Genomic DNA, 21,770 nt, shown 5'->3' with positions numbered 1-21,770 from the left:
CGCTCAGCGCCGCGTCGGCCCGGGTTTGGCGGCGGGCTTTCCCTTCGACGGATCCATGGCCGTCATGCCGTCGCGCCACAGGCTGTCGAAAAGGCTCTGCATCGTCCGTGCATTCTCCTGCTGGGCCTCCAGCCCAGACTGGAACATCTGCTGCAACAGGTCGAACGGGTTGAGCGGGGAGCCTTGCGCCGCTTCGGTGGTCTTTGTGCCCGAGGCGGGCCCGGAGCCAGAAGCAGCTTTCGAGCTCGCGGATTGGCTGGGGTCCGGGAAGAAGCGCGCGGGCGGTAGGCTCCTCTGGGTCGGCGTGGCGCGGGAGGACGTGACGTCCTTGGGCGCAGACAGCATCGAGCCGCCCGCCGCCATGAACGCGTTCATCATCTCCGTCCAATAGGGATGGGTCGGGATGCCGAAGGGGGAGGGCGGAGGCGGGGCCGGGGCCTGCGCCGCCGGGCCCGGATTCATCATGACGTGGACGATCCCCGCCACTACCATCCCGGCCATGAGCGGCAGCATCTGCCGCAGAGCGGGCGTCGCGACGCCGCTCGCCGCCGCGGCCTGCTGCAGCACGGCCTGCCCCAGATGCTGCGACCCGAAAAGCTGGCGCATCATGGCGTCCATCTGCGGCTTGGCCTGCGTGGTGGCGGTCGCGCTCGGGTCCATGAAACTGAACATCTGGGTAAAGCCGGTGGGATCGGCGGCGGCGTTCCGCTGAAGGCCCAGCGTCAGGGCCGGCATCAGCGCTTCCATGGCCCGCCGGGTCTGGTCCGGCGACAGGCCGAATTGCTGGCCGAAACCGTTGGCGCCCATTCCGCCTTGCGCCTGCATGAGATCGAACAGGTTGAACATGGCGGCAGCCTTCTGAATCCCATCGCGGCCGGACGGAAATGCTTCAGCCCGCCGTCGAGGAGCGAACTCTGTCGCATCCCAGCGGCACTTACCAGCCCGGGATCATGCCCGTCCCGGCACTAAACCAGTGCGTTCGGCCTCTCCGGGGCCGGAATATCGCCTCCGGAGGCATCCGCATCGGCCTCCGATGCCATTTTCGGCGCGTAACCGGCCCGTTTCTCGAGTTGCGCCACCGTCCGGAAGGCCAGCGCGATCCCGATCGCCCCGAAGGCCACCGAGCCGATGCCCACCCCGGCGATGATGCCCTTCGGGCCGTAGAGATGGGCGCCGAGGAGGGCAGGCGGCACGGTCCCGATGGTCGCCCGGCCCCAGTTGAGGAACGTCGACAGGAAGGGAAAGCCGAGATTGTTGAACGAGGCGTTGGCGAGGAAGAGCAGGCCCGTGAAGAACCACACGCCCCCGCTCACGAGGCAGAAGAAGACGAAGAGCTCGGCGGCGGTGCCGGTCAGTTCGAACAGGCCTGTCAGCGGTCCGCGAAAGACGATCAGGGCGGCCCAGACCACGACGACATAGGCCGCCGTCACCAGCGCCCCGTCCCGCAGCACGCCGCGCATGCGGTCGAACCGTCCCGCTCCCCAATTCTGGCCGAGGATGGGGCCGATGGAGCCGGACATGGCGAAGAGGCCGCCGAAGGCCACCGGCGTCAGCCTGTCGATGACCACGTTGCCGGCCACCGCCACAGCGCCGAACTTGGCCAGCGCATGGGCGATGAAGGCGCTTGCCACCGAGGGGGCGAGGTTGGTGAGCACGGCGGGCAGGGCGATCCTGAACACCGTGGGCGCGTCCGCGATCACGTCCGCCAAGGTGGGGGCGGCGAGCATCCGGTGCTGGCGCACGCCCCACAGGCCGACGAGGGCGAAGGTCGCCCGCGCCACGCAGGTGGTGATCGCGGCCCCGTCGATCCCCAGCCCAGCCGTGAAGATGAGGAGGGGGTCGAGGCCGGCGGTGACGATGGCGCCGCCGAGCGTCACGTACATGGCCTGGCGCGCCGCCCCCACGGCACGCAGCAGACCCGAGAACATCATGCCCGGCCCCATCAGCAGGTTCGAGGGCAGGGCGATCCAGAGGAAGCGCTCGGCCACGGGAAGCGTCTCGGCATCGGCGCCGATCCAGGACAGGATGAAGGGCAGGAACGGCAGCATCGCCAGGACGAGGATGCCCGAGACGACGATGCCGTGGATCGAGGCCGAGGTGGCGAGCCGCCGGGCGCCGGCCTCGTCGCCGGCCCCGATCGCCCGCGAGACCAGGGCGCCGGCGGCGATCATCAGGCCGATATTGATGGCGATGGCGAAGAACTGGACTATGGTGGCGAAGCCCACCGCCGCCGTAAGGGTCGGGTCGCCGAGCTTTGAGACGTAGATCAGCGAGAGCAGGTCGACCACGAAGATCGCCATCAGGCCGATGGAGCCCGTGCCGGTCATCACCACCACGTGCCGCAGGATCGATCCCGTGACGAACCGTCCGGCCTCCTGTCGGACGACGGGATGTCCCGCCGCCTTGCGGGTGTCAGGCATCCGACGGGGTGTCCTGGGGTTGCAGCGTGCGGCTCGCCGCCTCGCGCCGCTCCATGCCGATGATGTCCCGCGTCTCGGTGCTCAGCGCCCGCGAGGGGCGCTTGGGCACGGTGAGCGGCTCCGGCTTGATCTCGGGGCTGCCGCCCATGTAGCGCGATTCCTCCGGAAGGGCGCCCGCCTGCTGCAGGACGAGACGAGCGATGTCGCGCTTGCGCACGTCCTGGGCCGTGGCGGCGGCGGCCTCGGCCGGGATGCCGAGCCCTTCCAGGGTGGCGCGGCCGAAGGCGATGGCCGATTCCACCGTCTCGCGCAGCTGGTAATCGACGTCCCGGTTCATCAGTTCCACCGAATGCATCCGGTCATAGGCGCGGACATAGGTGCGCACCGCCGTGAATTCCTCGTGCACGATGTCGACGATCTTCAGGGCGGCCTGCGGATCGTCGACGCAGATGCAGAGGAGTTCCGCCCGGCCCACTCCGGCGGCGCGCAGCACGTCGAGGCGGGTGCCGTCGCCGTAATAGATGCGAAAGCCGAATCGCGAGGCGCTGCGGATCTGCTCCACGTCCTTGTCGATCACCGTGACGCTGATCCCCTCGGCGAGCAGCACCTGGGTGAGGATCTGGCCGAAGCGGCCGAAGCCGACGACGAGGACACGGGCCTCGGTGCTCTCGATCAGGTCGGGGGCGTGCTCGGCCGCCTCCGGCCGGTGCCGGGACAGGTAGCCGTCGAGGGCCTTGGCGGCGACGGGGCCGACCAGCATGGTGAGGGCGGCCAAGGCCACCGCAAAGCGGGTGGAGGGCTGGTCGATCAGGCCGAGTTCGGCGCCCGCCGGCAGCAGCACGAAGGCGAACTCGCCGGCCGGCGCGAGGATCGCGGCCCCGCGCACCGCATCGAGCCAGGGCGAGCCGAACAGGCGGAATAGGCTGGCCACCAGCCCGACCTTGATGAGGATTGCCGCCGCCGTCGCCCCGAGCAGGGCGGGCCACGCGCTTCTGAGCAGGCCGCCGTCGATGGACATGCCCACGCTCATGAAGAACAGGCCGAGGAGCATGCCGCGGAACGGCTCGATATCGGCTTCGAGCTGGTGCCGGAAGTTGGATTCCGCCAGCAGCACGCCGGCCAGGAAGGCGCCCATAGGCATCGACAGGCCGACATGCTCCATCAGCATCGCGGTGCCGAGTACCACGAGGAGGGCCGCCGCGGTCATCACCTCGCGCGCGCCGCTGGCCGCGAGTAGGCTGAAGAACGGGTTGAGGCCGTAGCGGCCCACCAGGACCACGGCGAGGAGGGCGCCCCCCACCGTGGCGGTGGATTGCAGGGCCTGGCCGAGCCACGCGTCGTTGCCGCTGCTGCCGGTGGAGGCCAGGAGCGGCATCAGGGCGAGGATCGCCACGACGGAGATGTCCTGGAACAGGAGCACCGCGAAGGCGCGGCCGCCATAGGGCGTGCCGAGGTCTCCCCGCTCCTCAAGGAGCTGCAGCGCCACCGCCGTGGCCGACAGGGCGAGGGCGACGCCGATGACGAGGCTCGCGGCCGGGGTAAGTCCGAACAGGGCACCGGCGCCGGCAAGCACAATGGTGCAGAGCAGCAACTGCGCCGCACCGAGGCCGAAAATGTCGCGCCGCATCGAGATCAGCCGCGAAATCTCGAGCTCGAGGCCGACGATGAAGAGAAGGAGAACGACGCCGAGCTCCGCGACGCTCGCGGCGGTCTCCGGCTCGGCGATGAGCGAGAATCCGAAGGGGCCGATGACGACGCCCGCGACGAGATAGCCGAGCACGGCGCTCTGGCCGATGAGCCGGAAGATCGGCACGCCGATCACCGCCGCCGACAGGAAGGTCAGCACCGGCGGCAGGAAGCTCACATGGGTGGAAGCGCTCGCCATGTCGATCCGGTCTGTAAGGAGTGAGGTCGCCCGCGACCGATGCCGTAGGCGCGTCGCCGTGCTCTCCTCTTAGACCAGGGGCACCGCCCCCGCCACGCCTGCATGGCGTGGACGGGCGGTGTCGGATCCATCACCGGTGCGGAGCGGCACGCGGTTCAGGCGAAGCGGCGGGTGACCTGACGGACGGCGCGATGGGCCAGGATGATCTTCGTAGAGTCCGAAGGCGTATGCGCGTCGTAGGCGTCGAGGACGTCCCAGCGGGTCAGGCCGATATCGTTCAATTCCCGCTCGGACAGAGAGCCGAGCTCCACGAGGCCGCGCTCGTCGGCATCGTTGCGCGAGAAAACGGAGGCGGCCTTGGTGAGGAGGCTGCCGACGAAGCGGGTGGCCCGTCCGACCTGTTCGGCTGCTGCGTCGCCCGGGGTCCAGTTGAGGGTGCTGTTCATGATCCTAGTATCCAAGTTCTCGGCGCACGTTCACGATGGGGAAGGTGATGCACGACGAGGAAGGTGATGGGGGTGATGTGCGCCCCCTTCGCCGTGAATGACGTGCGATCGAACACTTAGCCTCAATAGACTTGCGGTGCCTGCAGGTCTGGTAGAACCGGACCACGGATAAACCTCAATCACCACCCGATTGACCAGTTTGGCGGCATGCCGAATTCGAAGTCATGCTCAATAATGCACGTTCTGCTGTTCTGATCAGATCTTAACGACTTGGGCGGCGGCGCGCCTCCCGTCTCTCGTTCCGGCGGCTCATCAGGAACTGGGAGGCATCGGCAGGGCCGGCGCCCGCATCCGTCACGTCCTGCCGGATCAGGCCGATATCCTTCAGCTCGTGATCGGTCATGACGCTGAGCTTGTGCAGGACCCGGCGATTGATGGCCTGGCGCGACAGCTCGGCGGCGGCCTTCGCCAGGAGCCGGCGAGCGAACCGCGCGAGCCGTCCGGCCCGGTCACCGGCCCCGGTGCCGGCTTGCTGCTTCAGGAGCGTGGTCATCAATCGTCCTCGTCTCGTCCGTCGTGATCGTTCGACTGTGATGCGCTGAGGGGCACTGGCGACGACAGGGACAGTCCAGTACGCTTCGCCTGAATTGTCCGGACGGTGGAGCAGTACAGATGGCGGGATCGGCGCGGACCACGCCCACCCTGGTGGACACGGTCTCCTCCGCGATCACGGAGCGGATCGCCGGCCGCCAGCTCATGCCCGGCGCGCGGCTGCCCTCGGTGCGGGCTTTCGCCGAATCCATGGGCGTGTCGAAATCCACCGTGGTGGAGGCCTATGAGCGCCTCGGCGCCGAAGGGGCCATCGTCGCGCGTCGGGGCTCGGGCTTCTACGTGGCGGGCAAGACCCGCCCGCTCTGTCTCAAGGAGATCGGGCCGCAACTCGACCGAGCCGTGGACCCGCTCTGGATCACCCGGCAATCGATGCAATCCGGGCCGGACCTGCTGAAACCCGGTTCCGGCTGGCTGCCCTCGTCATGGATGCCCGAGGAGGCGATCCGGCGTGCCCTGCGCCACATCGCCCGCGACGCCGAGTCGAACGTGATCTGCTACGACAAGCCCCTCGGCTTTCCGCCGCTGCGCAGCCAGATCGCCCGGCGTCTCGCCGACAAGGGGGTGGAGGCGGAGGCCGACCAGATCGTCCTGACGGATTCGGCGACCCAGGCGGTCGACCTGCTGTGCCGGTTCCTCCTCGACCCGGGCGATACCGTGCTGGTCGATGACCCCTGCTACTTCAACTACCATGCCCTTCTGCGGGCGAACCGCGCGAAGGTCATGGGTGTGCCCTTCACCCCCGCCGGGCCGGATGTCGCCGAGCTCGAACGAATGATCGTCGAGCACCGGCCCCGGTTCTACCTGACCAATTCCGCGCTCCAGAACCCCACCGGCGCTACCCTGGCCCCCGCCGTGGCCCACCGCGTCCTCAAGCTCGCCGAGGCGCACGACATGCTGATCGTCGAGGACGACATCTTCGGCGACCTCGAAGCCGACCCGGCCCCGCGCCTGGCGGGGTTCGACGGGCTTGACCGGGTGATCGCGGTCGGCAGCTTCTCCAAGACCCTCTCGGCCTCGATCCGCTGTGGCTACATCGCCCTGCGGCCCGACTGGGTGGAGGGGCTGATCGACCTCAAGCTCGCCCTCAGCCTCGGCAACGGCCATCTCTCCGCCGCTCTGATGCACCGCCTCATCACCGACGGGGCCTATCGCCGCCACCTCGCCGAGATCCGCGAGAAGCTTGCCCGCGCCATGGGCGAGACGGCGCGCCGGCTGGAGCGCTGCGGTCTCACGCTATGGACCGAGCCGCGCGGGGGCCTGTTCCTGTGGGCGCGCCTGCCGGACGGGCTCGATTCCGCCGACGTCGCGCGCCATGCCCTCGCCAGGGACGTGGTGCTGGCCCCCGGCGCCGCCTTCAGCGCCGGGACGGGCGGCCGCGAGTTCCTGCGCTTCAACGTGGCCCATTGCGCGGATCCGAGGACGTTCTCGGTGTTGGAGGACGCCATGGGGGCGGTCTGAACGGCGTCTGGCCGGTCCTGCCCGGAACCCACCGCCCGGCCCGAGGCTTTGAAGAGATACGGCAAAGCTCAAAAAATATGTCGGGAGGACTCATGTCGAAGCCGGAGTTGTCGAAGCCGGAGTTGAAGCAGCCGCGTCCGCCCGAACTGTTCTCGCCCTGGCGCACGGAGGCGCGCGCCAAGCTTCAGCAGGAGGCCCGCGACTTCGCCCGCGACGTGGTGATGCCGCTCGCCGATGAGCTCGACCGGCAGAAGGCCGAGATGCCGCGCTCGCTCATCGACGCCATGGCGAAGAAGGGCTGGTTCGGCATCACCATCCCGGCCGAGCATGGCGGGCTCGGCCTCGGCGTGTTCGAGTATTGCCTCGTCTCGGAGGAATTGGCCCGCGCCTGGCTCTCCGTCGGCAGCATCCTGGCGCGGGGGCAGGGCCTCGGCACCCAGACCCTCGACGAGGAGCGCCGCCGCGCTCTCCTGCAGAGATCGGCGCGCGGCGAGTGGATCGGCGGCATCGCCCTGTCCGAGCCCACCGCCGGTTCCGATCTCGCCGGCGTCCGGACCCGCGCGGTGCGCGACGGGGACGATTGGGTGCTCACCGGCACCAAGCGCTGGGCGGGCTTCGCGCTCGCCGCTGACTTCATCGAAGTCCTGGCCCGCACCCGCGAACCGGAGCCGGGCGAGCCGCGCTCGGCCGGGTTGGAGCCGTTCCTCGTGGTCAAGAAGCCGGGCACCTTCCCCGAGGGCATGACCGGGCATGTCATCGACAAGATCGGCTATCACGGCTTCCTCACCTTCGAACTCGAGCTCGACGGCGTGCGCGTGCCCGAGGGCGACCGCCTCACCGGCCTCTACGGCGATGGCGGCGCGGATGCGGATTCCGGCGGCTTCGCCTCGGTGCAGCGCGGCCTCAACATCGCCCGCGTCCACACCGCCGCCCGCGCCGTTGGCGTCGCCCGCGCGGCGGTGGAGGATTGCCAACTCTACCTGCAGGAGCGCGAGCAGTTCGGCCACCCGATCGGCGAGTTCCAGGCCCTGCGCTTCGCCCTGGCCGACATGTCGGCCGAGGTCGATCAGGCCCGCGCCTACTGGCAGCAGGTGGCCCACCTCCTCGACGAGGGCGAGGCGGCCGAGAGCGAATCGGCCAAGGTGAAGCTGCTGGCCACCGAGATGGCGGTGCGCGTCACCAACCAGGCGATGCAGCTCCACGGCGGCAACGGTTACACCACCGAACGCCGCGTGGAACGCTACTGGCGCGACGCGCGGCTCACCACGATCTTCGAGGGAACGAGCGAGATCCAGCGCAGGATCGTCAGCGACCGGATGCTGGGGCGGGGGTGAGGGACGCGTCCGATCCCGCCCCGGTGTGCCCCGTCCGCCCTGACACTGCGGCGCATTTTGCGCTATAGGAGGTTGACAGGGGCGGCCTCGCCTCGCCACATCCCGGCTATCATGAGCGATCCTCTCTCGAAGACCTTTCCCGACGGTTCGGCCAAGCCGCCCCTGGAGATCCTGCTCTGCGCACCACGGGGCTTCTGCGCCGGCGTGGTCCGTGCCATTGACGTGGTGGAGCGGGCTCTGGCGATCTATGGACCTCCGGTCTATGTGCGTCACGAGATCGTCCACAACAAATACGTGGTCGAGAGCCTGAAGCGCAAAGGCGCGGTGTTCGTGCGCGAACTCGACGAAGTGCCGGACGGCAACGCCCCCGTGATCTTCTCGGCCCACGGCGTCGCCAAGACGGTGCCGGCCAATGCCGACAATCGCGGCCTCGTCACCATTGACGCCACCTGCCCGCTGGTGACCAAGGTCCATCGCGAGGCCGAGATCCATCACAAGCGCGGCCGCCACGTGTTGCTGGTCGGCCATTCGGGTCACCCGGAAGTGGTCGGCACCATGGGCCAGCTGCCCAAGGGCTCGATCACCCTGGTGGAGGATCTGGAGCAGATCGCCGCCCTGGAGCCCGACAACCGCGACAACCTCGCCTGGGTCACGCAGACGACCCTGTCGGTGGACGATACCCGCCACATCGTCGCCGCCCTGAAGCAGAAGTTCCCGACCATCACCGGGCCGCACAAGGACGACATCTGCTACGCCACCACCAACCGCCAGGAAGCGGTGAAGCAGGTGGCCCCGCTGGTGGATGCCGTGATCGTCGTCGGCTCCTCGAACTCCTCGAACTCGCAGCGCCTGCGCGAGGTCGCCGAGCGCGTCGGCTGCCCGATTACCCGCTTGGTGCTCCGCGCCGAGGAGATCGACTGGCCGGCCTTCGAGGGCATCCGCAAGCTCGGCCTCACCGCCGGCGCCTCGGCGCCCGAGGTGCTTGTGGAGGAGATCATCGACGCCTTCGCCGCCCGTTACGACGTCACCGTCGACACGGTTTCCACGGTGGTGGAGGACATGTCCTTCCCGCTGCCGCGTGAACTGCGCAGCGAAGCTGCCGAGTAGGCCGCATCGCCCGTTATTCCTCGCTGGGGCGCCGGAGGGCGCCCCTTCTCATGTCTGCCCTCCAACGTCAGCGAAGCCCGTGGCCGTCTATACCGAGGTCTCCGACGAGGCGCTGACCGCCTTTCTCTCCCAATACGAGATCGGCACGCTGCTCTCCTACAAGGGCATCGCCGAGGGCGTCGAGAACACCAACTTCTACCTGCACACCACCGCCGGCTCCTACATCCTCACCCTCTACGAGAAGCGGGTGAATGCCGGCGATCTGCCGTTCTTCCTCAACCTGATGCAGCATCTGGCCGCGCGCGGCCTCGCCTGCCCGCAGCCCATCGCGAAGCGCGACGGCGTGGCGCTCGGCGAACTCTGCGGCCGGCCGGCGGTGATCGTGACCTTCCTCGACGGCGTCTCGGTCAAGCGCCCGACTGTCGACCATTGCCGGGCTCTCGGCGTCGCTCTCGCCGGGCTGCACCGGGCGGGCAGCGATTTCGGCATGACCCGCGCCAACAACCTCTCGGTGGAATCCTGGGAGCCGCTGTTCGAGGCTGCCGGCCCCGCCGCCGACACCGTGTCCGAGGGTCTGACCGAGCGCGTGCGCGGCGACCTCGCGGTGCTCCGGGCCGGCTGGCCGCGTGGCCTGCCCTCCGGCGTGATCCATGCCGACCTCTTCACCGACAACGTATTCTTCATCGGCGACGACCTGTCGGGCCTGATCGACTTCTACTTCGCCTGCACCGACGCCTTCGCCTACGACCTCGCCATCTGCCTCAATGCCTGGTGCTTCGAGCACGACGGCAGGTTCTTCCCCGACAAGGGCGAGGCGATGATCGCCGGCTACCAATCCGTGCGGCGGCTGCAGAACGACGAGGTCGCGGCGCTGCCGATCCTGTGCCGGGGCGCGGCCCTGCGCTTCATGCTGACCCGCCTGGTGGACTGGCTCAACGTGCCCCCCGGCGCCCTGGTCCAGCCGAAGGACCCGCTGGAATACGACCGCCGGCTGGTGTTCCACCGCGCGGCGACGCAGGCGCTGGATTACGGCTGGCGCGAATAGCGGCCACGCAGAGGTCGGGGCCAAGAAAAAGCCCCAGCCGTTTCCGGCCGGGGCAAGGTGGTCTCGTACCTTGAGGCCTAGAAGAAGCCGAGCTTCTTGGCCGAGTAGCTGACCAGCATGTTCTTGGTCTGCTGGTAATGGTCGAGCATCATCTTGTGGTTCTCACGGCCGATGCCGGACTGCTTGTAGCCGCCGAAGGCCGCGTGGGCCGGATAGGCGTGGTAGCAGTTGGTCCAGACGCGGCCGGCCTGGATCGCCCGGCCGAAGCGGTAGGCGCGGGTTCCGTCGCGGGTCCAGACGCCGGCGCCGAGGCCGTAAAGCGTGTCGTTGGCGATCGAGAGCGCGTCGGCATCGTCCTTGAAAGTGGTGACCGACAGGACGGGCCCGAAGATCTCCTCCTGGAAGATGCGCATCTTGTTGTGGCCCTGGAACACGGTGGGCTTCACGTAGAAGCCTTCCGCCAGGTCGCCTTCGAGGGTGTTGCGCTCGCCGCCGGTGAGGACCTTGGCGCCTTCCTGCTTGCCGATGTCGATGTAGCTCAGGATCTTCTCGAGCTGCTCGCCCGAGGCCTGGGCGCCGATCATCGTGTTCGGGTCGAGGGGCGAGCCCTGGACGATGGCCTCGACGCGCTTGATCGCCCGCTCCATGAAGCGGTCGTAGATCGATTCGTGCACCAGCGCGCGGCTCGGGCAGGTGCAGACCTCGCCCTGGTTGAGGGCGAACATGGTGAAGCCTTCGAGGGCCTTGTCGAAGAAGTCGTCATCCTCGTTGGCCACATCGGCGAAGAAGATGTTCGGCGACTTGCCGCCGAGCTCCAGCGTCACCGGGATGAGGTTCTGCGAGGCGTATTGCATGATGAGGCGGCCCGTCGTCGTCTCGCCGGTGAAGGCGATCTTGGCGATGCGGGGCGAGGAGGCGAGCGGCTTGCCGCATTCCAGGCCGAAGCCGTTGACGATGTTGAGGGTGCCGGCGGGCAGCAGGTCGGCGATGAGCTCGGCGACCACGAGGATCGAGGCCGGGGTCTGCTCGGCGGGCTTGAGCACCACGCAGTTGCCGGCGGCGAGCGCGGGTGCCAGCTTCCACACCGCCATCAGGATGGGGAAATTCCATGGGATGATCTGGCCGACGACGCCCAGCGGCTCGTGGAAATGGTAGGCGACGGTGTCGTGGTCGATCTCGGAGATCGAGCCTTCCTGCGCACGGACGCAGCCGGCGAAGTAGCGGAAATGGTCGATGGCCAGCGGAATGTCGGCGTTGGTCGTCTCGCGGATCGGCTTGCCGTTGTCCCAGGTCTCGGCGAGGGCGATCAGGTCGAGATTCTCCTCCATCCGGTCGGCGATGCGGTTGAGGATGAGGGCGCGCTCGCCCGGCGAGGTGCGGCCCCAGGCCTCCTTGGCGGCATGGGCCGCATCGAGGGCCTTCTCCACGTCCTGCGCGTCCGAACGGGCGACCTCGCAGATGACGCGGCCGGTGACGGGCGAAGTGTTCTCGAAATACCGGCCGGCGACGGGGGCGACCCACTGGCCGCCGATGAAGTTCTCGTAACGGGCCGAGAACGGCGCCTTGGTACCTGACGACAGGAATTCGGGCTTGTTCATGTGCGTTTCCTCCGTGTTGTTCTTGTGTGCGCCAGCAGAAGTCGGGCGGATTGCCAAATCAAGATAGACTTTTGGCCTAACCGGCTCGGATCGACGGCATCGAGCGGGTCGGCGCGTGGCCCCGCTTCTGTGGCGGGGAGCTACGCGCTGATGCAGTCTAGCCCCTCTGCGGCGGTCTGGCGATGCCGTGGGCGGGCGGTTTGGAGGGCCTCGCAAAACTCTCGACCACCGGCAGTTATCCCTTGGAGTGCGGTTCCGCAGCGGGAGTTCTGCCAAAATCGATCATCCGATCAGATCACCTCATCCTGAGGCGCCCTTTGCTTGAGCAAAGGGCCTCGAAGGAGCCCTCCAGGGATCGCGCGTCGACTGGAGGCCTCCTTCGAGGCCGCTACGCGGCACCTCAGGATGAGGTGAAGCCTTGGACGAGCAGCCCAAACAGGCTCGGCAAGGCACTCACCGTCCCGACGGCAGCCGGGTGAAGCGGCGTGCGGTGATCCGCCGAGCGATGGCCCGATCGATCCTGGGACCGGCCCGTTCGATGCCGTCGCGATGGATCATCACGCCCGTGGCGCGTCCGTCCGGTTCGATGTCGAAAGCCACGCGGATCGCGCCGTTCTCCGCCACGAAGGCCCTGTCGCTCTCGGCGACGAGGGAGATGCGGGACTCGGTCGATCCCTGACCGACCGCCTGTGCCGTGAGACGGTCGCCGTCGCGGGTGACGCCCAGGACCGAGCGCGGTCCGGTCCGGTAGAAGCCGACATAGCGGTCAAGAACGGTCGGTCCGACGCTGATTTTGGTCTGCGCTGGCTCGCCGAGATAGAGGGCCGCGAGTTGTCGCGAGAGAGCCTGGGCCGGCACGATCTCGGAATTGCCGAGCACCACGATGGTGAGGCCGAGATCGGGGTAGGAGTCCTTGATCGCGCTGAACCCGCTGATGAACCCGCCATGGGACCACAGGCGCTGCCCGTAGGCCGTGCCGATATACAAACCGAGGCCGTAGCCGTGGCCGTAATCCGTCACCATGGCCCGGCGCGACGCCTCCGACAGGACACGGCCGGAGAACAGCGCCCTGTCCCAGGCGACGAGATCGTCGAGGGTCGAGGCCAGCATGCCTGCACCCGACGGGGCGCTGGCGGCCAGCGGCAGGGCGTGGCGCCATTCGCCCGAGACGCGGCGGTAACCGCTGGCGCGCCGGGGGAGGATGGCGCCGGGATCGGCGTCCCGGGTCGAGGCCAATCCGGCCGGCGCCAGGATTGCGTCGTTGAGGTAGCGCGCGAAACTCTGGCCGGTGATCCGCTCGATCAGGCCGGCCAGGAGGATGTAGCCGGTATTGCTGTATTCGTGTCCGCTCCCCGGCGGGAACAGCAGGTCCTCGCGGTAGAGAAGGCCCACCGTCTCCATCGGCGAGCGCTCGATCCGTCCGAGTTGCGTCGCGTAGCCCGGCAGGGCGGTGACGTTGGGCAGGCCGGAACTGTGGTTGAGGAGCATCCGGACCGTCATCGCAGCCCAGGTCGGCGGCAGTTCGGGCAGGTAGCGGACGGCGGGGTCGTCGAGGGAGAGGGAACCGGCCTCGACGAGTTTCAGGATCGCCGCCGCGGTGAACTGCTTCGTGATGGAGCCGATGCGGAACATTGTGTCCGGCTTGTTGGGGATCGCCCATTCGCGGTCGGCCATGCCGTAGGCGCGGCGGAACAGGGGGATGCCGTCCCGCGCCACGATCACGGCACCCGAGAAGACACCGCCCCTGGCGTGCGAGTCCATGAGGGCCGAGGCCTCGCGCGCGAAGTCGCCGGTCCCGTCCTGCATGGGAGCGCCTGACGCCCTGTCCTGGGCAGTCGCCGCGCCGAGCAGCAGCAACAGGGCGCAAGCGCCGGAAAGGAAGCGTGAAAGCATGAGGCGCGGTGATCCGTCGGCTGCGATCCTGCCAAGGTTGCGCGGGAATGTGGCGTGGTTGCGCGGGAGTGCCACCCCCGGTCGAGATCGGCGGCATTCCCGCGAAACCGTGATCGGCCTCGGCGCCGAGATCACTGTTTCGCCCCGAAGCTCGGCAACATGGCCCGCCTTCGTGCCGACGGACGAAGCCATCCGTCACGACCGGACCCGCTCCGCCGATGACGGCCCTTCCCCAACCACGCAACAGGAAGAGACATCCATGAGCCGCACCACTCGCGCCCTGCTGGCAGCGTCCCTCGCCTTTGGTACCTCCGCCCTGGTCTCGCAGGTCAGCTTCGCCCAGGCGCCGCAGAAGGCGCCGGCACCTGCCAAAACCGCCCCCGTCGCTCCCGCCCCGGCCCCCGAGGCCGAGGAGCAGAAGGAGGTCGCTCTGACCCAGGCGCTGATCGACGGCCTCGTGGCGGCGCAGCCCGAACTGGCGAAACTCCCTGCCGGCAACGCGGACAAGCCCGATCCGAAGGTCCAGGCCCAGGCCGTGGCCATCGCGAAGAAGAACGGTTTTGCCAGCGTCGACGACCTGCAGGACGCGGCCGACAGCGTCGAGGCGGTGCTGGACGGCGTGGACCCCGAGACGAAGACCTATGTCGGCGTCGTGCCCCTGCTGAAGAAGCAGGTCGCCGCCATCGAGGCCGACACGAAGATGAAGCCCAAGGACAAGGCCGCCGCGCTGAAGGACATCAACGAGGCGATCGCCGCCGGCGAGCCCACCAAGCCCTCCGACGGCAACATCGCCCTCGTCACCAAGAACATCGACAAGCTCGGTCAGATGGCGGGCGGCGGGCAGTAGTACCCGGCCGAGACGAGCTCGGCCTCCGGGAATGGCGGTCCGCGAAGGGCTCGTGCAACCGGACGTCGGGCCGCTGACTTTCCACCACGACGTCGCCGGCACGGGAGCCGGCGACCGCAGCGAGGCTCAGGACCAGTGACTGCACCTGTGAGGCCGGTTCCGCCGAGCGGCCGGCCGGTAACGGAACGGGCTCTCCCGGAGGGCGGTCCGACGTGGAACGGCCCGGGCTTCGGCGAATTCGTCGGCATCGTCGCCCTGATGATGGCGGTGACCGCCATCTCCATCGACAATCTGCTGCCGGCCTTCCCCGCGATCCAGGCGCGGTTCTCCGTCGCCGATCCCAATGCGCTGCAGCTTCTCGTCTACGTCTACATGATCGGCTTCGGCGTCGCCCAGATCGTCTACGGGCCGGTCTCGGACGCCCTCGGGCGCCGGCGTGTTTTGCTCGGGAGTCTGGCGGTCTACGGCGCGGGTACGGGCCTCGCCATGGTCGCGCCGTCCTTCGAATGGCTCTTGGCCGCCCGCGTCATCCAGGGGATCGGGGCGGCGGGCGGGCGCGTCCTCTCCACCGCCATCGTTCGCGACCGCTATTCGGGACGCGAGATGGCCAGCGTCATGTCGCTGATCATGATGGTGTTCCTCATCGTGCCGATGATCGCGCCCGCCATCGGCGGGGCGATGCTGCTGCTCGGCTCCTGGCACTACGTCTTCGTCTCCATGCTGGCCCTGGCCGGTATCCTCACCCTCTGGTTCTCCTGGCGCATGCCGGAGACGCTGCACCCGGAATTCCGGCGTCCGCTCTCGCTGCGTTCCATTGCCCAGGCGGTCTCCCTGACCTTCCGCACCCGCGTGGCGGTCGGCTACGCTACCGCCCTTGGGCTGCTGACCGGCTGTATCATGGGATATGTCGGCTCGGCCCAGCAGCTCTTCGATACCGGGCTCTACCGGCTCGGCGCCCTGTTTCCCCTCGCCTTCGCCCTGGTGGCCGGGGCCATGGGGGCGGCCACCCTCGTCAATGCCCGCCTGGTACGACGCCTCGGGATGCGGCCGCTCTCGCATGTGGGCCTCACCCTGTTCGTGGCGGTGGCGCTGGCCCAGGTCGCAATCGGCCTCGCCTATGCCGGGCATCCGCCCTTGTGGCTGTTCCTCACGGTGCTCGCCTGCAACCAGTTCATGATCAGCTTCGCCATGCCGAACTTCAACGCGCTGGCCCTGCAGCCCCTCGGCGAGATCGCCGGCACGGCCTCGTCCTTCCTCGGATTCTACACCACCATCCTCGGTGCCTTCTGCGGCTTCATCATCGGCCACGCCTTCGACGGCACGGTGCTGCCCCTCGGCCTCGGCTATGCCGGTCTCGGCGGATCGGCGCTCCTCGTCGTTGCCTGGACCGAGCGCGGGCGCTTGTTCCGGGGTGGGGTGTCGGGGTGAGTGTCGCGCCGTTTCGACAGCGACCAAAAGTTGAACTCTGTGCCCGCTCCGCTTAATGTCGGTGGACGAGCGGGCGATCCTATGAAGCCATCCATAGTCGAGCAGACGAAGCTCCTCGCCAACGCGTTGGACCGGGCCTCGACGGCGTGCTTCACGGTCGGTATCGCCACGCCGGTCGCGGGCTTCCTGTACAATGTAGGAAATTTTCGAGCCCTGTCGGGGCCGTTCGAGATGATCGGCGGCGTGCTCGTTTGGATTCTCGGCGCCGGAGGCCTACATCTGGCCGCACGCCGTGTCCTGAAAGGGCTCGATCGATGAGCGCCTCCTACGCGATTGCCTTCGTCTTCACGCCGTTACTCGCCGTCGGCCTCGGCTGGCTCGCAGTTCTGCTGCATGAGCGCTCGCTGGCGAAGGCGGAGCGTCGCTCCCCAGGTGAATGAGCCCGGTTGACACCCCTTAACGCCGTCTTCAGCCGGTCTCGCGCATTCTCCCGATCTCGATGGGGTCAGGGACGGAGTTCGCGCGTGTTCGGTCGGAGCCAGGACGGAATCCTCCTTGCGTCGCGCCTGTTGCTGGCGGCGGCGCTGCTGCCGACCGGCATCGCGCGCGCGCTCAACGTCTCGGGTTTCGCGCTGGCGCTGGCCGGGGCCGGGATGCCGTCTCCCAATGCCGTCGCCACGGCGGCCGTGGTGGTTCAGGTCTTCGGGCCGCTGGCGCTCATCCTCGGTGTCCTGCCCCGCATCACCGGCTTCGCCCTGGCGGGGTTCGCGGTGGCGATGGCGGTGCTGCTGCACGGGTTCTGGGCTTATTCCGGCGCGGCGGCGATGACCGAGCGCACCCTGTTCCTAGCGGATCTCGGCCTGGCCGGCGGTTTCCTGATCTATGCCCTCGCCGGTCCGGGAGCGTGGAGCTGGCAGGGCTGGCGCCGCTCGACCCGGGAGGCGCCCGCTCCCGCCCGGCCGCAATCGGCCAACGCCAATGCGAAATCCGCAAAGGGACCGAAGCGTAGCCCCGCTCGGCCGTCGAGCCGTGCGGCGGCCTAAACGCCCTTCGACGCCAAGCGCTGACCCGAAACCTCCGCGCCCGCATCCGGCTTCAGCCGCAGGAAGGCGAGGAGGGAAGCGGACGAGATCAGCGCGACGGTGAGGAAGGCGGGCCAGAAATCGCCGGCCTCGATGATTGTTCGGCCATGCTGCGCCGCAGCCGTCTCCAGGGCCAGGGCTCCGATGGAGACGCCCAGGCTGAGCGACAATTGCTGCGCGACGCTCGCCAGGCTCGTCGCCGAACTCATCTCCCGCTTGTCGAGATCGGCATAGGCGATGGCGTTGACACAGGTGAATTGCAGCGACCTGACGCAGCCGCCGACGAGCAGAATGGCGACGATGATCCAATGCGGCGTCTGTGCCGTGAACAAGCCGTTCACCGCCAGGAAGCAGGAGGCCACGACGGCGTTGAACAGCATCACCCGGCGGAAACCGTAGGCGCGCAGGATGCGCGGCCCGATGATCTTGATGAGGAGCGCCCCCGCCGCCGCGGCGAAGGTGAGAAGGCCCGATTGCAGCGGATCGAGGCCGAAGCCGATCTGCAGCATCAGCGGTAGCAGGAACGGGATCGCCCCGGTGCCGATGCGGAACAGGCTGCCGCCGGTCACCGCCGCGCGGAAGGTCGGGTATCTCAGCAGATCGAGGCGGATCACCGGATGCTCGACCCGGCGCGAATGCGCGAGGTAGAGCGCGAGCAGGATCGCGCCGCCGCCGAGGCACCCCCACGAGACGTAATCTGGCAGGAGGTGGCGCCCCAGGGAGGCGAGGCCGAGCATCAGGGTGGCGAGGCCGGCTCCCGAAAGCAGGAACCCGAGGACGTCGAGGGGCGGCCGGGACGGCTCGCGGATGTTCTCGAAATAGATCGTGGACAGCACGATCCCGGCAAGGCCGATGGGGATGTTGATGAAGAAGATCCAGCGCCAGTCGAGATAGGTCGTGATCAACCCGCCGAGCGGTGGCCCCATGATCGGTCCGATCAGGGCCGGGATCGTCAGGTAGGCCAGCGCGCTGACGAGTTCGCTCTTCGGTACCGCCCGGAGGATGACGAGACGGCCGACCGGCACCATCATCGCCCCGCCAATGCCCTGGAACGCGCGCGCGGCGACGAAGGCGCCGAGCGAATCGGACGCGGCGCAGGCCAGCGACCCGGCCATGAACACCACGAGGGCGGCGCGGAAGATCGTGCGTGCGCCATAGCGGTCGGCCATCCAGCCGCTGATCGGGATGAAGATCGCGAGACTCACGAGATAGGAGGTCAGCGCCAGTTTCAGGGCGATCGGATCCTCGCCGAGGCTTCGGGCGATGGCCGGCAGCGCGGTGGCGATCACCGTGGAATCGGTGTTCTCCATGAACAGCGCGGTGGCGACGACGAGGGGAACGATCTGTGATGGGCGCATGGGGATCGCGTAGGTAGCGCGGCCGAAGCCGCCCGGTTCCGTCACGCCGTCGAGGGCGCGCAACTCGGCTCTCGAACGAACATGCACACAAATGATGGTCTCTGTGGATGACACGTGCGGTGTCGCACGTGGTGGACGACCGTGACCCACGAGCCACAGGTGCAGGCTTCAAGTCGTCAGGCCGGCATGGCCGCCTTTCGGGGGAGTCGATACGGCCTTAAGCTCAGCAACAATTCGGCTGTCTCGTATCACGTCGGTCGAGCGAGCCACCGCCGCCATTTTGCGCGAAAGATATTGAATGCCCTCGCGGTTCGAAACCTGTCGACGCTCGCCCCTCATCGGTGGGGCTCTGGGCCTGCTGCTCATGGTCGCCGGTTGCGGCACCGTCATTCTCAACGAGACGGGGTCGCTCACCCGCTACGACCGCCTCAATGGAAGCACCGAAGTGGCCACCGGGGCGAAGCTCTACGCCGATCAGCCGACCCTCGCGGCGACGCGGACGGTCCGCATCATCCCGGCGGCGTTTCCGGAATCGATCTCTGGCCCCGGTCTCAACAGCGTCGAGCGCCGGCTGATCGCCAACGCGGCCGACCGCGCCCTCTGCTACGAGCTGTCGCAGCGCTACGACGTGGTCTCCACCAAGAAGGCCGACCTCACGATCCGGTCCGCCGTCACCCGTGTCGAACTCACCAACGTCCCGGCGGCCGGCGCGACCATCGCCACCTCGGCGGGAATCACCATCGCGTCCCAGCTCGGCGTCGGCTTCGCCACCGCTGTCGGCCGCGTGCCGATCCCGCGCATCCCGATCGGTCTGGGCAGCATCACCATCGAGGCCGAAGCCCTCGATAGCCGTCACCAGCAGCGGGCGGCGATGATCTGGGGCGGCGGCGCCAACGCCTTCACCAACCAGGCGCGCTTCTCGGCGGCCGGGGACGCCTACGATCTGGCCGGCGAGTTCGGCCAGGATTTCGGCACCTTGCTCGTCACCGGTCGTGACCCGTTCAAGGAGCCGCTGGCGATTCCGAGCTGGAACCGCATCCGCGTCACCACCCTCGGCGAGGCCCCGCTCGACCCGGATTGCGAGCAGTTCGGCCGCGCGCCCGGCATCGACGGCATGGTCGGCGACTATCTCGGCCTGCCGCCGGAATGGACCGACAAGGGCCCCCGCGACACGATCAACTGAGTTTTCTATTGCGACGCCGCGATCCTGCCTTTGCGCAGGGTCCGGCCCCATGATACTGCGCCGTGCCAACGCATTCGGCGTCGACGGCTGTTACAGCCCGGCGCCTCTCACCGTTTCGGGAGTTGGCACATGGCTCGTATCACCGCGGATTCCATCATCGAGGGCCTGACCTTCGACGACGTGCTTCTCCGTCCCGCCGCATCCTCGGTGATGCCGACCGAGGTCAGCGTCGCGTCGCGACTGACCCGCACGATCCACCTCAACATGCCGATCCTGGCCTCGGCCATGGACACCGTCACGGAGGCGCCGATGGCCATCGCCATGGCCCAGAACGGTGGCATGGGCGTCATCCACCGCAATCTCGAGCCGCACGAGCAGGCCGAGCAGGTCCGCCTCGTCAAGAAATACGAGTCGGGCATGGTGCTCAACCCGATCACCATCCATCCCGACGAGACCCTGGCCGACGCGTTCTCGCTGATGAAACTGAACCGCATCTCCGGCATCCCGGTGGTGGAGCGCGGCCCCAACGGCTCGCGCGGCAAGCTCGTCGGCATCCTCACCAACCGCGACGTGCGCTTCGCCACCAACCCTTCCGAGACCGTTGCCGAGCTAATGACCCGTGACCGGCTCATCACCGTGCGTGAGGGCGTGAACCAGGAGGAGGCCAAGCGCCTGCTCCACCAGTTCCGCATCGAGAAGCTTCTCGTCGTCGACGACCATTACCGCTGCATCGGCCTCATCACGGTCAAGGACATCGAGAAGCAGGTGGCCTATCCGGGCGCGGTCAAGGACGAGCAGGGCCGCCTGCGGGTCGCTGCCGCCACCACCACGGGCGATAGCGGGTTCGAGCGGGCCGAGCGTCTCATCGATGCCGGCTGCGACGTGATCGTGGTCGACACCGCCCACGGCCACTCCATCAAGGTGCTCGATGCCGTGCGCCGGGTGAAGCAGCTCTCCAACGCTGTTCAGGTGGTGGCCGGCAACGTCGCCACCCGCGACGGGGCCCAGGCTCTGATCGATGCCGGCGCGGACGCGATCAAGGTCGGCATCGGCCCGGGCTCGATCTGCACCACCCGCATCGTGGCCGGCGTCGGCGTGCCCCAGCTCACTGCCCTGATGGAAGCGGTGGAGGCGGCCGACCGGGCCGACGTGCCGGTCATCGCCGATGGCGGCATCAAGTTCTCCGGCGATCTCGCAAAGGCGATCGCGGCGGGCGCTTCCGTGGCGATGCTGGGCTCGCTGCTCGCCGGAACCGACGAGGCGCCAGGCGAGGTGTTCCTCCACCAGGGCCGCTCCTACAAGAGCTACCGCGGCATGGGCTCGGTAGGCGCCATGGCCCGGGGCTCGGCCGACCGCTATTTCCAGGCCGAGGTCAGCGACACCCACAAGCTCGTCCCCGAGGGGATCGAGGGACAGGTGCCCTACAAGGGGCCGGTGGCGGCGGTGCTGCATCAGCTCGCCGGCGGCCTGCGTGCCGCCATGGGCTATGTCGGCGCGCCGACCATCCCCGAGTTCCAGGACAAGGCGCAGTTCGTCCGCATCACTAATGCGGGACTGCGCGAGAGCCACGTGCACGACGTGACCATCACCCGCGAGAGCCCCAACTACCCCAGCCGCGCCTGAGCCCGGTCCGATGTCCGATCCGCGCCACCTCGTGCTCTGGCCCGTACTGGCGCAGATCGGGCTCACCTTCGGCCTCTATGTCTGGCTCTCCGTGGCGCGCCTCCTGGCGGTGCGTCGCGGCGAGGTGGAGTTCGGCTGTTTCGAGTTCGGCCGCGACGAGCCGGCGCCGATCGCGCGCATCACCCGCAATCTCTCCAACCAGTTTGAACTGCCCGTCATCGTCTTCGCCTGCGTCGCCCTGCTGATTGCCCTCGACCGGGTGACCTGGGTCGATGTCGCCGCCGCCTGGCTCTTCTTCGCCGGCCGGGTGATTCACACCGCCGTCCAGACGCTCACCGACGACGTGCGCCTGAGGGGCCGGGTCTTCGTCATCAACTTCCTTGGTTGTGCGATCCTCGTCGCGCATCTCGGCCTCGTCGCCCTCGGGCGCTGACGCCGCCGCATTGGGACC

20 protein-coding genes are annotated in these 21,770 nt (G+C 68.3%); 12 read left to right on the top strand and 8 right to left on the bottom strand.

Annotation, left to right across the window (positions count from 1 at the left end; translation table 11 throughout):
• Positions 1-3: 3 nt before the first annotated feature.
• The 5 genes from ASF26_RS12000 to ASF26_RS11980 all read right to left on the bottom strand — a co-directional run bounded on the left by ASF26_RS12000 (position 4) and on the right by ASF26_RS11980 (position 5,304).
• A complete protein-coding gene (locus ASF26_RS12000) occupies positions 4-846 on the bottom strand; it encodes a DUF937 domain-containing protein (protein ID WP_056254023.1) in 843 nt (280 codons plus the stop codon).
• Between the two features lie 119 nt (positions 847-965).
• A complete protein-coding gene (locus ASF26_RS11995) occupies positions 966-2,420 on the bottom strand; it encodes an MATE family efflux transporter (protein WP_056254019.1) in 1,455 nt (484 codons plus the stop codon).
• Positions 2,413-4,305 (bottom strand): monovalent cation:proton antiporter-2 (CPA2) family protein, encoded by a 1,893-nt coding sequence (locus ASF26_RS11990; RefSeq protein ID WP_056254015.1) that lies wholly within the window; start codon positions 4,303-4,305, stop codon positions 2,413-2,415. The genes ASF26_RS11995 and ASF26_RS11990 overlap by 8 nt, the downstream gene beginning before the upstream one ends.
• A 155-nt stretch (positions 4,306-4,460) precedes the next feature.
• Positions 4,461-4,751: a DUF1127 domain-containing protein gene (locus tag ASF26_RS11985; RefSeq protein ID WP_056254012.1), complete on the bottom strand. Its 291-nt coding sequence runs from the start codon at positions 4,749-4,751 to the stop codon at positions 4,461-4,463.
• 262 nt (positions 4,752-5,013) lie between these two features.
• On the bottom strand, positions 5,014-5,304 hold the full coding sequence (locus ASF26_RS11980) for a DUF1127 domain-containing protein (RefSeq protein WP_056254007.1): 291 nt from the start codon (positions 5,302-5,304) through the stop codon (positions 5,014-5,016).
• Between the two features lie 119 nt (positions 5,305-5,423).
• On the opposite strand from ASF26_RS11980, the gene ASF26_RS11975 reads away from it, so the two are divergent.
• From ASF26_RS11975 to thrB, 4 genes are all read left to right on the top strand, one after another.
• Positions 5,424-6,821: a PLP-dependent aminotransferase family protein gene (locus ASF26_RS11975; RefSeq protein WP_056254004.1), complete on the top strand. Its 1,398-nt coding sequence runs from the start codon at positions 5,424-5,426 to the stop codon at positions 6,819-6,821.
• 92 nt (positions 6,822-6,913) lie between these two features.
• A complete protein-coding gene (locus ASF26_RS11970; RefSeq protein WP_200925919.1) occupies positions 6,914-8,155 on the top strand; it encodes an acyl-CoA dehydrogenase family protein in 1,242 nt (413 codons plus the stop codon).
• Between the two features lie 111 nt (positions 8,156-8,266).
• Complete coding sequence (ispH, locus tag ASF26_RS11965) at positions 8,267-9,262, top strand: 4-hydroxy-3-methylbut-2-enyl diphosphate reductase (RefSeq protein WP_018045088.1); 996 nt, start codon at positions 8,267-8,269, stop codon at positions 9,260-9,262.
• Between the two features lie 79 nt (positions 9,263-9,341).
• Positions 9,342-10,307, top strand: a complete 966-nt coding sequence (gene thrB, locus ASF26_RS11960) for a homoserine kinase (RefSeq protein ID WP_056254001.1) — start codon at positions 9,342-9,344, stop codon at positions 10,305-10,307.
• 77 nt (positions 10,308-10,384) lie between these two features.
• Here thrB and adh read toward each other — a convergent pair whose 3' ends face one another.
• The gene (gene adh / locus ASF26_RS11955; RefSeq protein ID WP_056253998.1) at positions 10,385-11,905 is read right to left on the bottom strand and encodes an aldehyde dehydrogenase; all 1,521 of its coding nucleotides are present in this window, start codon (positions 11,903-11,905) and stop codon (positions 10,385-10,387) included.
• Between the two features lie 453 nt (positions 11,906-12,358).
• Complete coding sequence (locus ASF26_RS11950) at positions 12,359-13,798, bottom strand: serine hydrolase (RefSeq protein WP_244475911.1); 1,440 nt, start codon at positions 13,796-13,798, stop codon at positions 12,359-12,361.
• 259 nt (positions 13,799-14,057) lie between these two features.
• On the opposite strand from ASF26_RS11950, the gene ASF26_RS11945 reads away from it, so the two are divergent.
• The 5 genes from ASF26_RS11945 to ASF26_RS11930 all read left to right on the top strand — a co-directional run bounded on the left by ASF26_RS11945 (position 14,058) and on the right by ASF26_RS11930 (position 17,116).
• Positions 14,058-14,645, top strand: a complete 588-nt coding sequence (locus ASF26_RS11945; RefSeq protein ID WP_056254813.1) for a hypothetical protein — start codon at positions 14,058-14,060, stop codon at positions 14,643-14,645.
• A 258-nt stretch (positions 14,646-14,903) separates the two neighbouring features.
• The gene (locus tag ASF26_RS11940) at positions 14,904-16,073 is read left to right on the top strand and encodes a multidrug effflux MFS transporter (RefSeq protein ID WP_244475928.1); all 1,170 of its coding nucleotides are present in this window, start codon (positions 14,904-14,906) and stop codon (positions 16,071-16,073) included.
• An 81-nt stretch (positions 16,074-16,154) separates the two neighbouring features.
• On the top strand, positions 16,155-16,391 hold the full coding sequence (locus tag ASF26_RS11935; RefSeq protein ID WP_056253991.1) for a hypothetical protein: 237 nt from the start codon (positions 16,155-16,157) through the stop codon (positions 16,389-16,391).
• Positions 16,388-16,513, top strand: coding sequence for a hypothetical protein (locus ASF26_RS23670; protein WP_274533758.1), 126 nt, complete (start codon positions 16,388-16,390; stop codon positions 16,511-16,513). The genes ASF26_RS11935 and ASF26_RS23670 overlap by 4 nt, the downstream gene beginning before the upstream one ends.
• Positions 16,514-16,597: 84 nt before the next feature.
• A complete protein-coding gene (locus ASF26_RS11930) occupies positions 16,598-17,116 on the top strand; it encodes a DoxX family protein (protein ID WP_056253988.1) in 519 nt (172 codons plus the stop codon).
• Here the strand turns inward: ASF26_RS11930 and ASF26_RS11925 are convergent.
• Positions 17,113-18,513, bottom strand: a complete 1,401-nt coding sequence (locus ASF26_RS11925; RefSeq protein WP_056254803.1) for a DHA2 family efflux MFS transporter permease subunit — start codon at positions 18,511-18,513, stop codon at positions 17,113-17,115. The genes ASF26_RS11930 and ASF26_RS11925 overlap by 4 nt on opposite strands.
• Positions 18,514-18,811: 298 nt before the next feature.
• Between ASF26_RS11925 and ASF26_RS11920 the strand changes: the two genes are divergently transcribed.
• The 3 genes from ASF26_RS11920 (at position 18,812) to ASF26_RS11910 (ending at position 21,752) form a co-directional block, all read left to right on the top strand.
• Positions 18,812-19,696 carry a DUF3313 domain-containing protein gene (locus ASF26_RS11920; RefSeq protein ID WP_056253984.1) on the top strand — a complete coding sequence of 295 codons (885 nt, stop codon included), beginning with the start codon at positions 18,812-18,814 and terminating at the stop codon, positions 19,694-19,696.
• A gap of 129 nt (positions 19,697-19,825) precedes the next feature.
• Positions 19,826-21,319, top strand: coding sequence for an IMP dehydrogenase (guaB, locus tag ASF26_RS11915; RefSeq protein ID WP_027172125.1), 1,494 nt, complete (start codon positions 19,826-19,828; stop codon positions 21,317-21,319).
• A 10-nt stretch (positions 21,320-21,329) separates the two neighbouring features.
• Entirely contained in the window at positions 21,330-21,752 is a 423-nt protein-coding gene (locus tag ASF26_RS11910; protein ID WP_056253981.1) for an MAPEG family protein, read from the top strand.
• The last annotated feature ends 18 nt before the right edge of the window (positions 21,753-21,770 follow it).

The organism is Methylobacterium sp. Leaf93 (assembly GCF_001422345.1).
Classification (GTDB): domain Bacteria; phylum Pseudomonadota; class Alphaproteobacteria; order Rhizobiales; family Beijerinckiaceae; genus Methylobacterium; species Methylobacterium bullatum.
Note: the sequence above shows the minus strand (reverse complement) of the source record. Positions and strands in the feature narration are given on the sequence as shown.

Coding starts and splice junctions, on each gene's coding strand:
- adh (WP_056253998.1), bottom strand. CDS start 11,905: ATGAACAAGCCCGAATTCCTGTCGTCAGGTACCAAGGCGCCGTTCTCG.
- ASF26_RS12000 (WP_056254023.1), bottom strand. CDS start 846: ATGTTCAACCTGTTCGATCTCATGCAGGCGCAAGGCGGAATGGGCGCC.
- ASF26_RS11945 (WP_056254813.1), top strand. CDS start 14,058: ATGAGCCGCACCACTCGCGCCCTGCTGGCAGCGTCCCTCGCCTTTGGT.
- ASF26_RS11995 (WP_056254019.1), bottom strand. CDS start 2,420: ATGCCTGACACCCGCAAGGCGGCGGGACATCCCGTCGTCCGACAGGAG.
- ASF26_RS11920 (WP_056253984.1), top strand. CDS start 18,812: ATGCCCTCGCGGTTCGAAACCTGTCGACGCTCGCCCCTCATCGGTGGG.
- ASF26_RS11975 (WP_056254004.1), top strand. CDS start 5,424: ATGGCGGGATCGGCGCGGACCACGCCCACCCTGGTGGACACGGTCTCC.
- ASF26_RS11940 (WP_244475928.1), top strand. CDS start 14,904: ATGATGGCGGTGACCGCCATCTCCATCGACAATCTGCTGCCGGCCTTC.
- ASF26_RS11925 (WP_056254803.1), bottom strand. CDS start 18,513: ATGCGCCCATCACAGATCGTTCCCCTCGTCGTCGCCACCGCGCTGTTC.
- ASF26_RS11950 (WP_244475911.1), bottom strand. CDS start 13,798: ATGCTTTCACGCTTCCTTTCCGGCGCTTGCGCCCTGTTGCTGCTGCTC.
- ASF26_RS11970 (WP_200925919.1), top strand. CDS start 6,914: ATGTCGAAGCCGGAGTTGTCGAAGCCGGAGTTGAAGCAGCCGCGTCCG.
- ASF26_RS23670 (WP_274533758.1), top strand. CDS start 16,388: ATGAGCGCCTCCTACGCGATTGCCTTCGTCTTCACGCCGTTACTCGCC.
- guaB (WP_027172125.1), top strand. CDS start 19,826: ATGGCTCGTATCACCGCGGATTCCATCATCGAGGGCCTGACCTTCGAC.
- ASF26_RS11985 (WP_056254012.1), bottom strand. CDS start 4,751: ATGAACAGCACCCTCAACTGGACCCCGGGCGACGCAGCAGCCGAACAG.
- ispH (WP_018045088.1), top strand. CDS start 8,267: ATGAGCGATCCTCTCTCGAAGACCTTTCCCGACGGTTCGGCCAAGCCG.
- ASF26_RS11980 (WP_056254007.1), bottom strand. CDS start 5,304: ATGACCACGCTCCTGAAGCAGCAAGCCGGCACCGGGGCCGGTGACCGG.
- ASF26_RS11910 (WP_056253981.1), top strand. CDS start 21,330: ATGTCCGATCCGCGCCACCTCGTGCTCTGGCCCGTACTGGCGCAGATC.
- ASF26_RS11990 (WP_056254015.1), bottom strand. CDS start 4,305: ATGGCGAGCGCTTCCACCCATGTGAGCTTCCTGCCGCCGGTGCTGACC.
- ASF26_RS11935 (WP_056253991.1), top strand. CDS start 16,155: ATGAAGCCATCCATAGTCGAGCAGACGAAGCTCCTCGCCAACGCGTTG.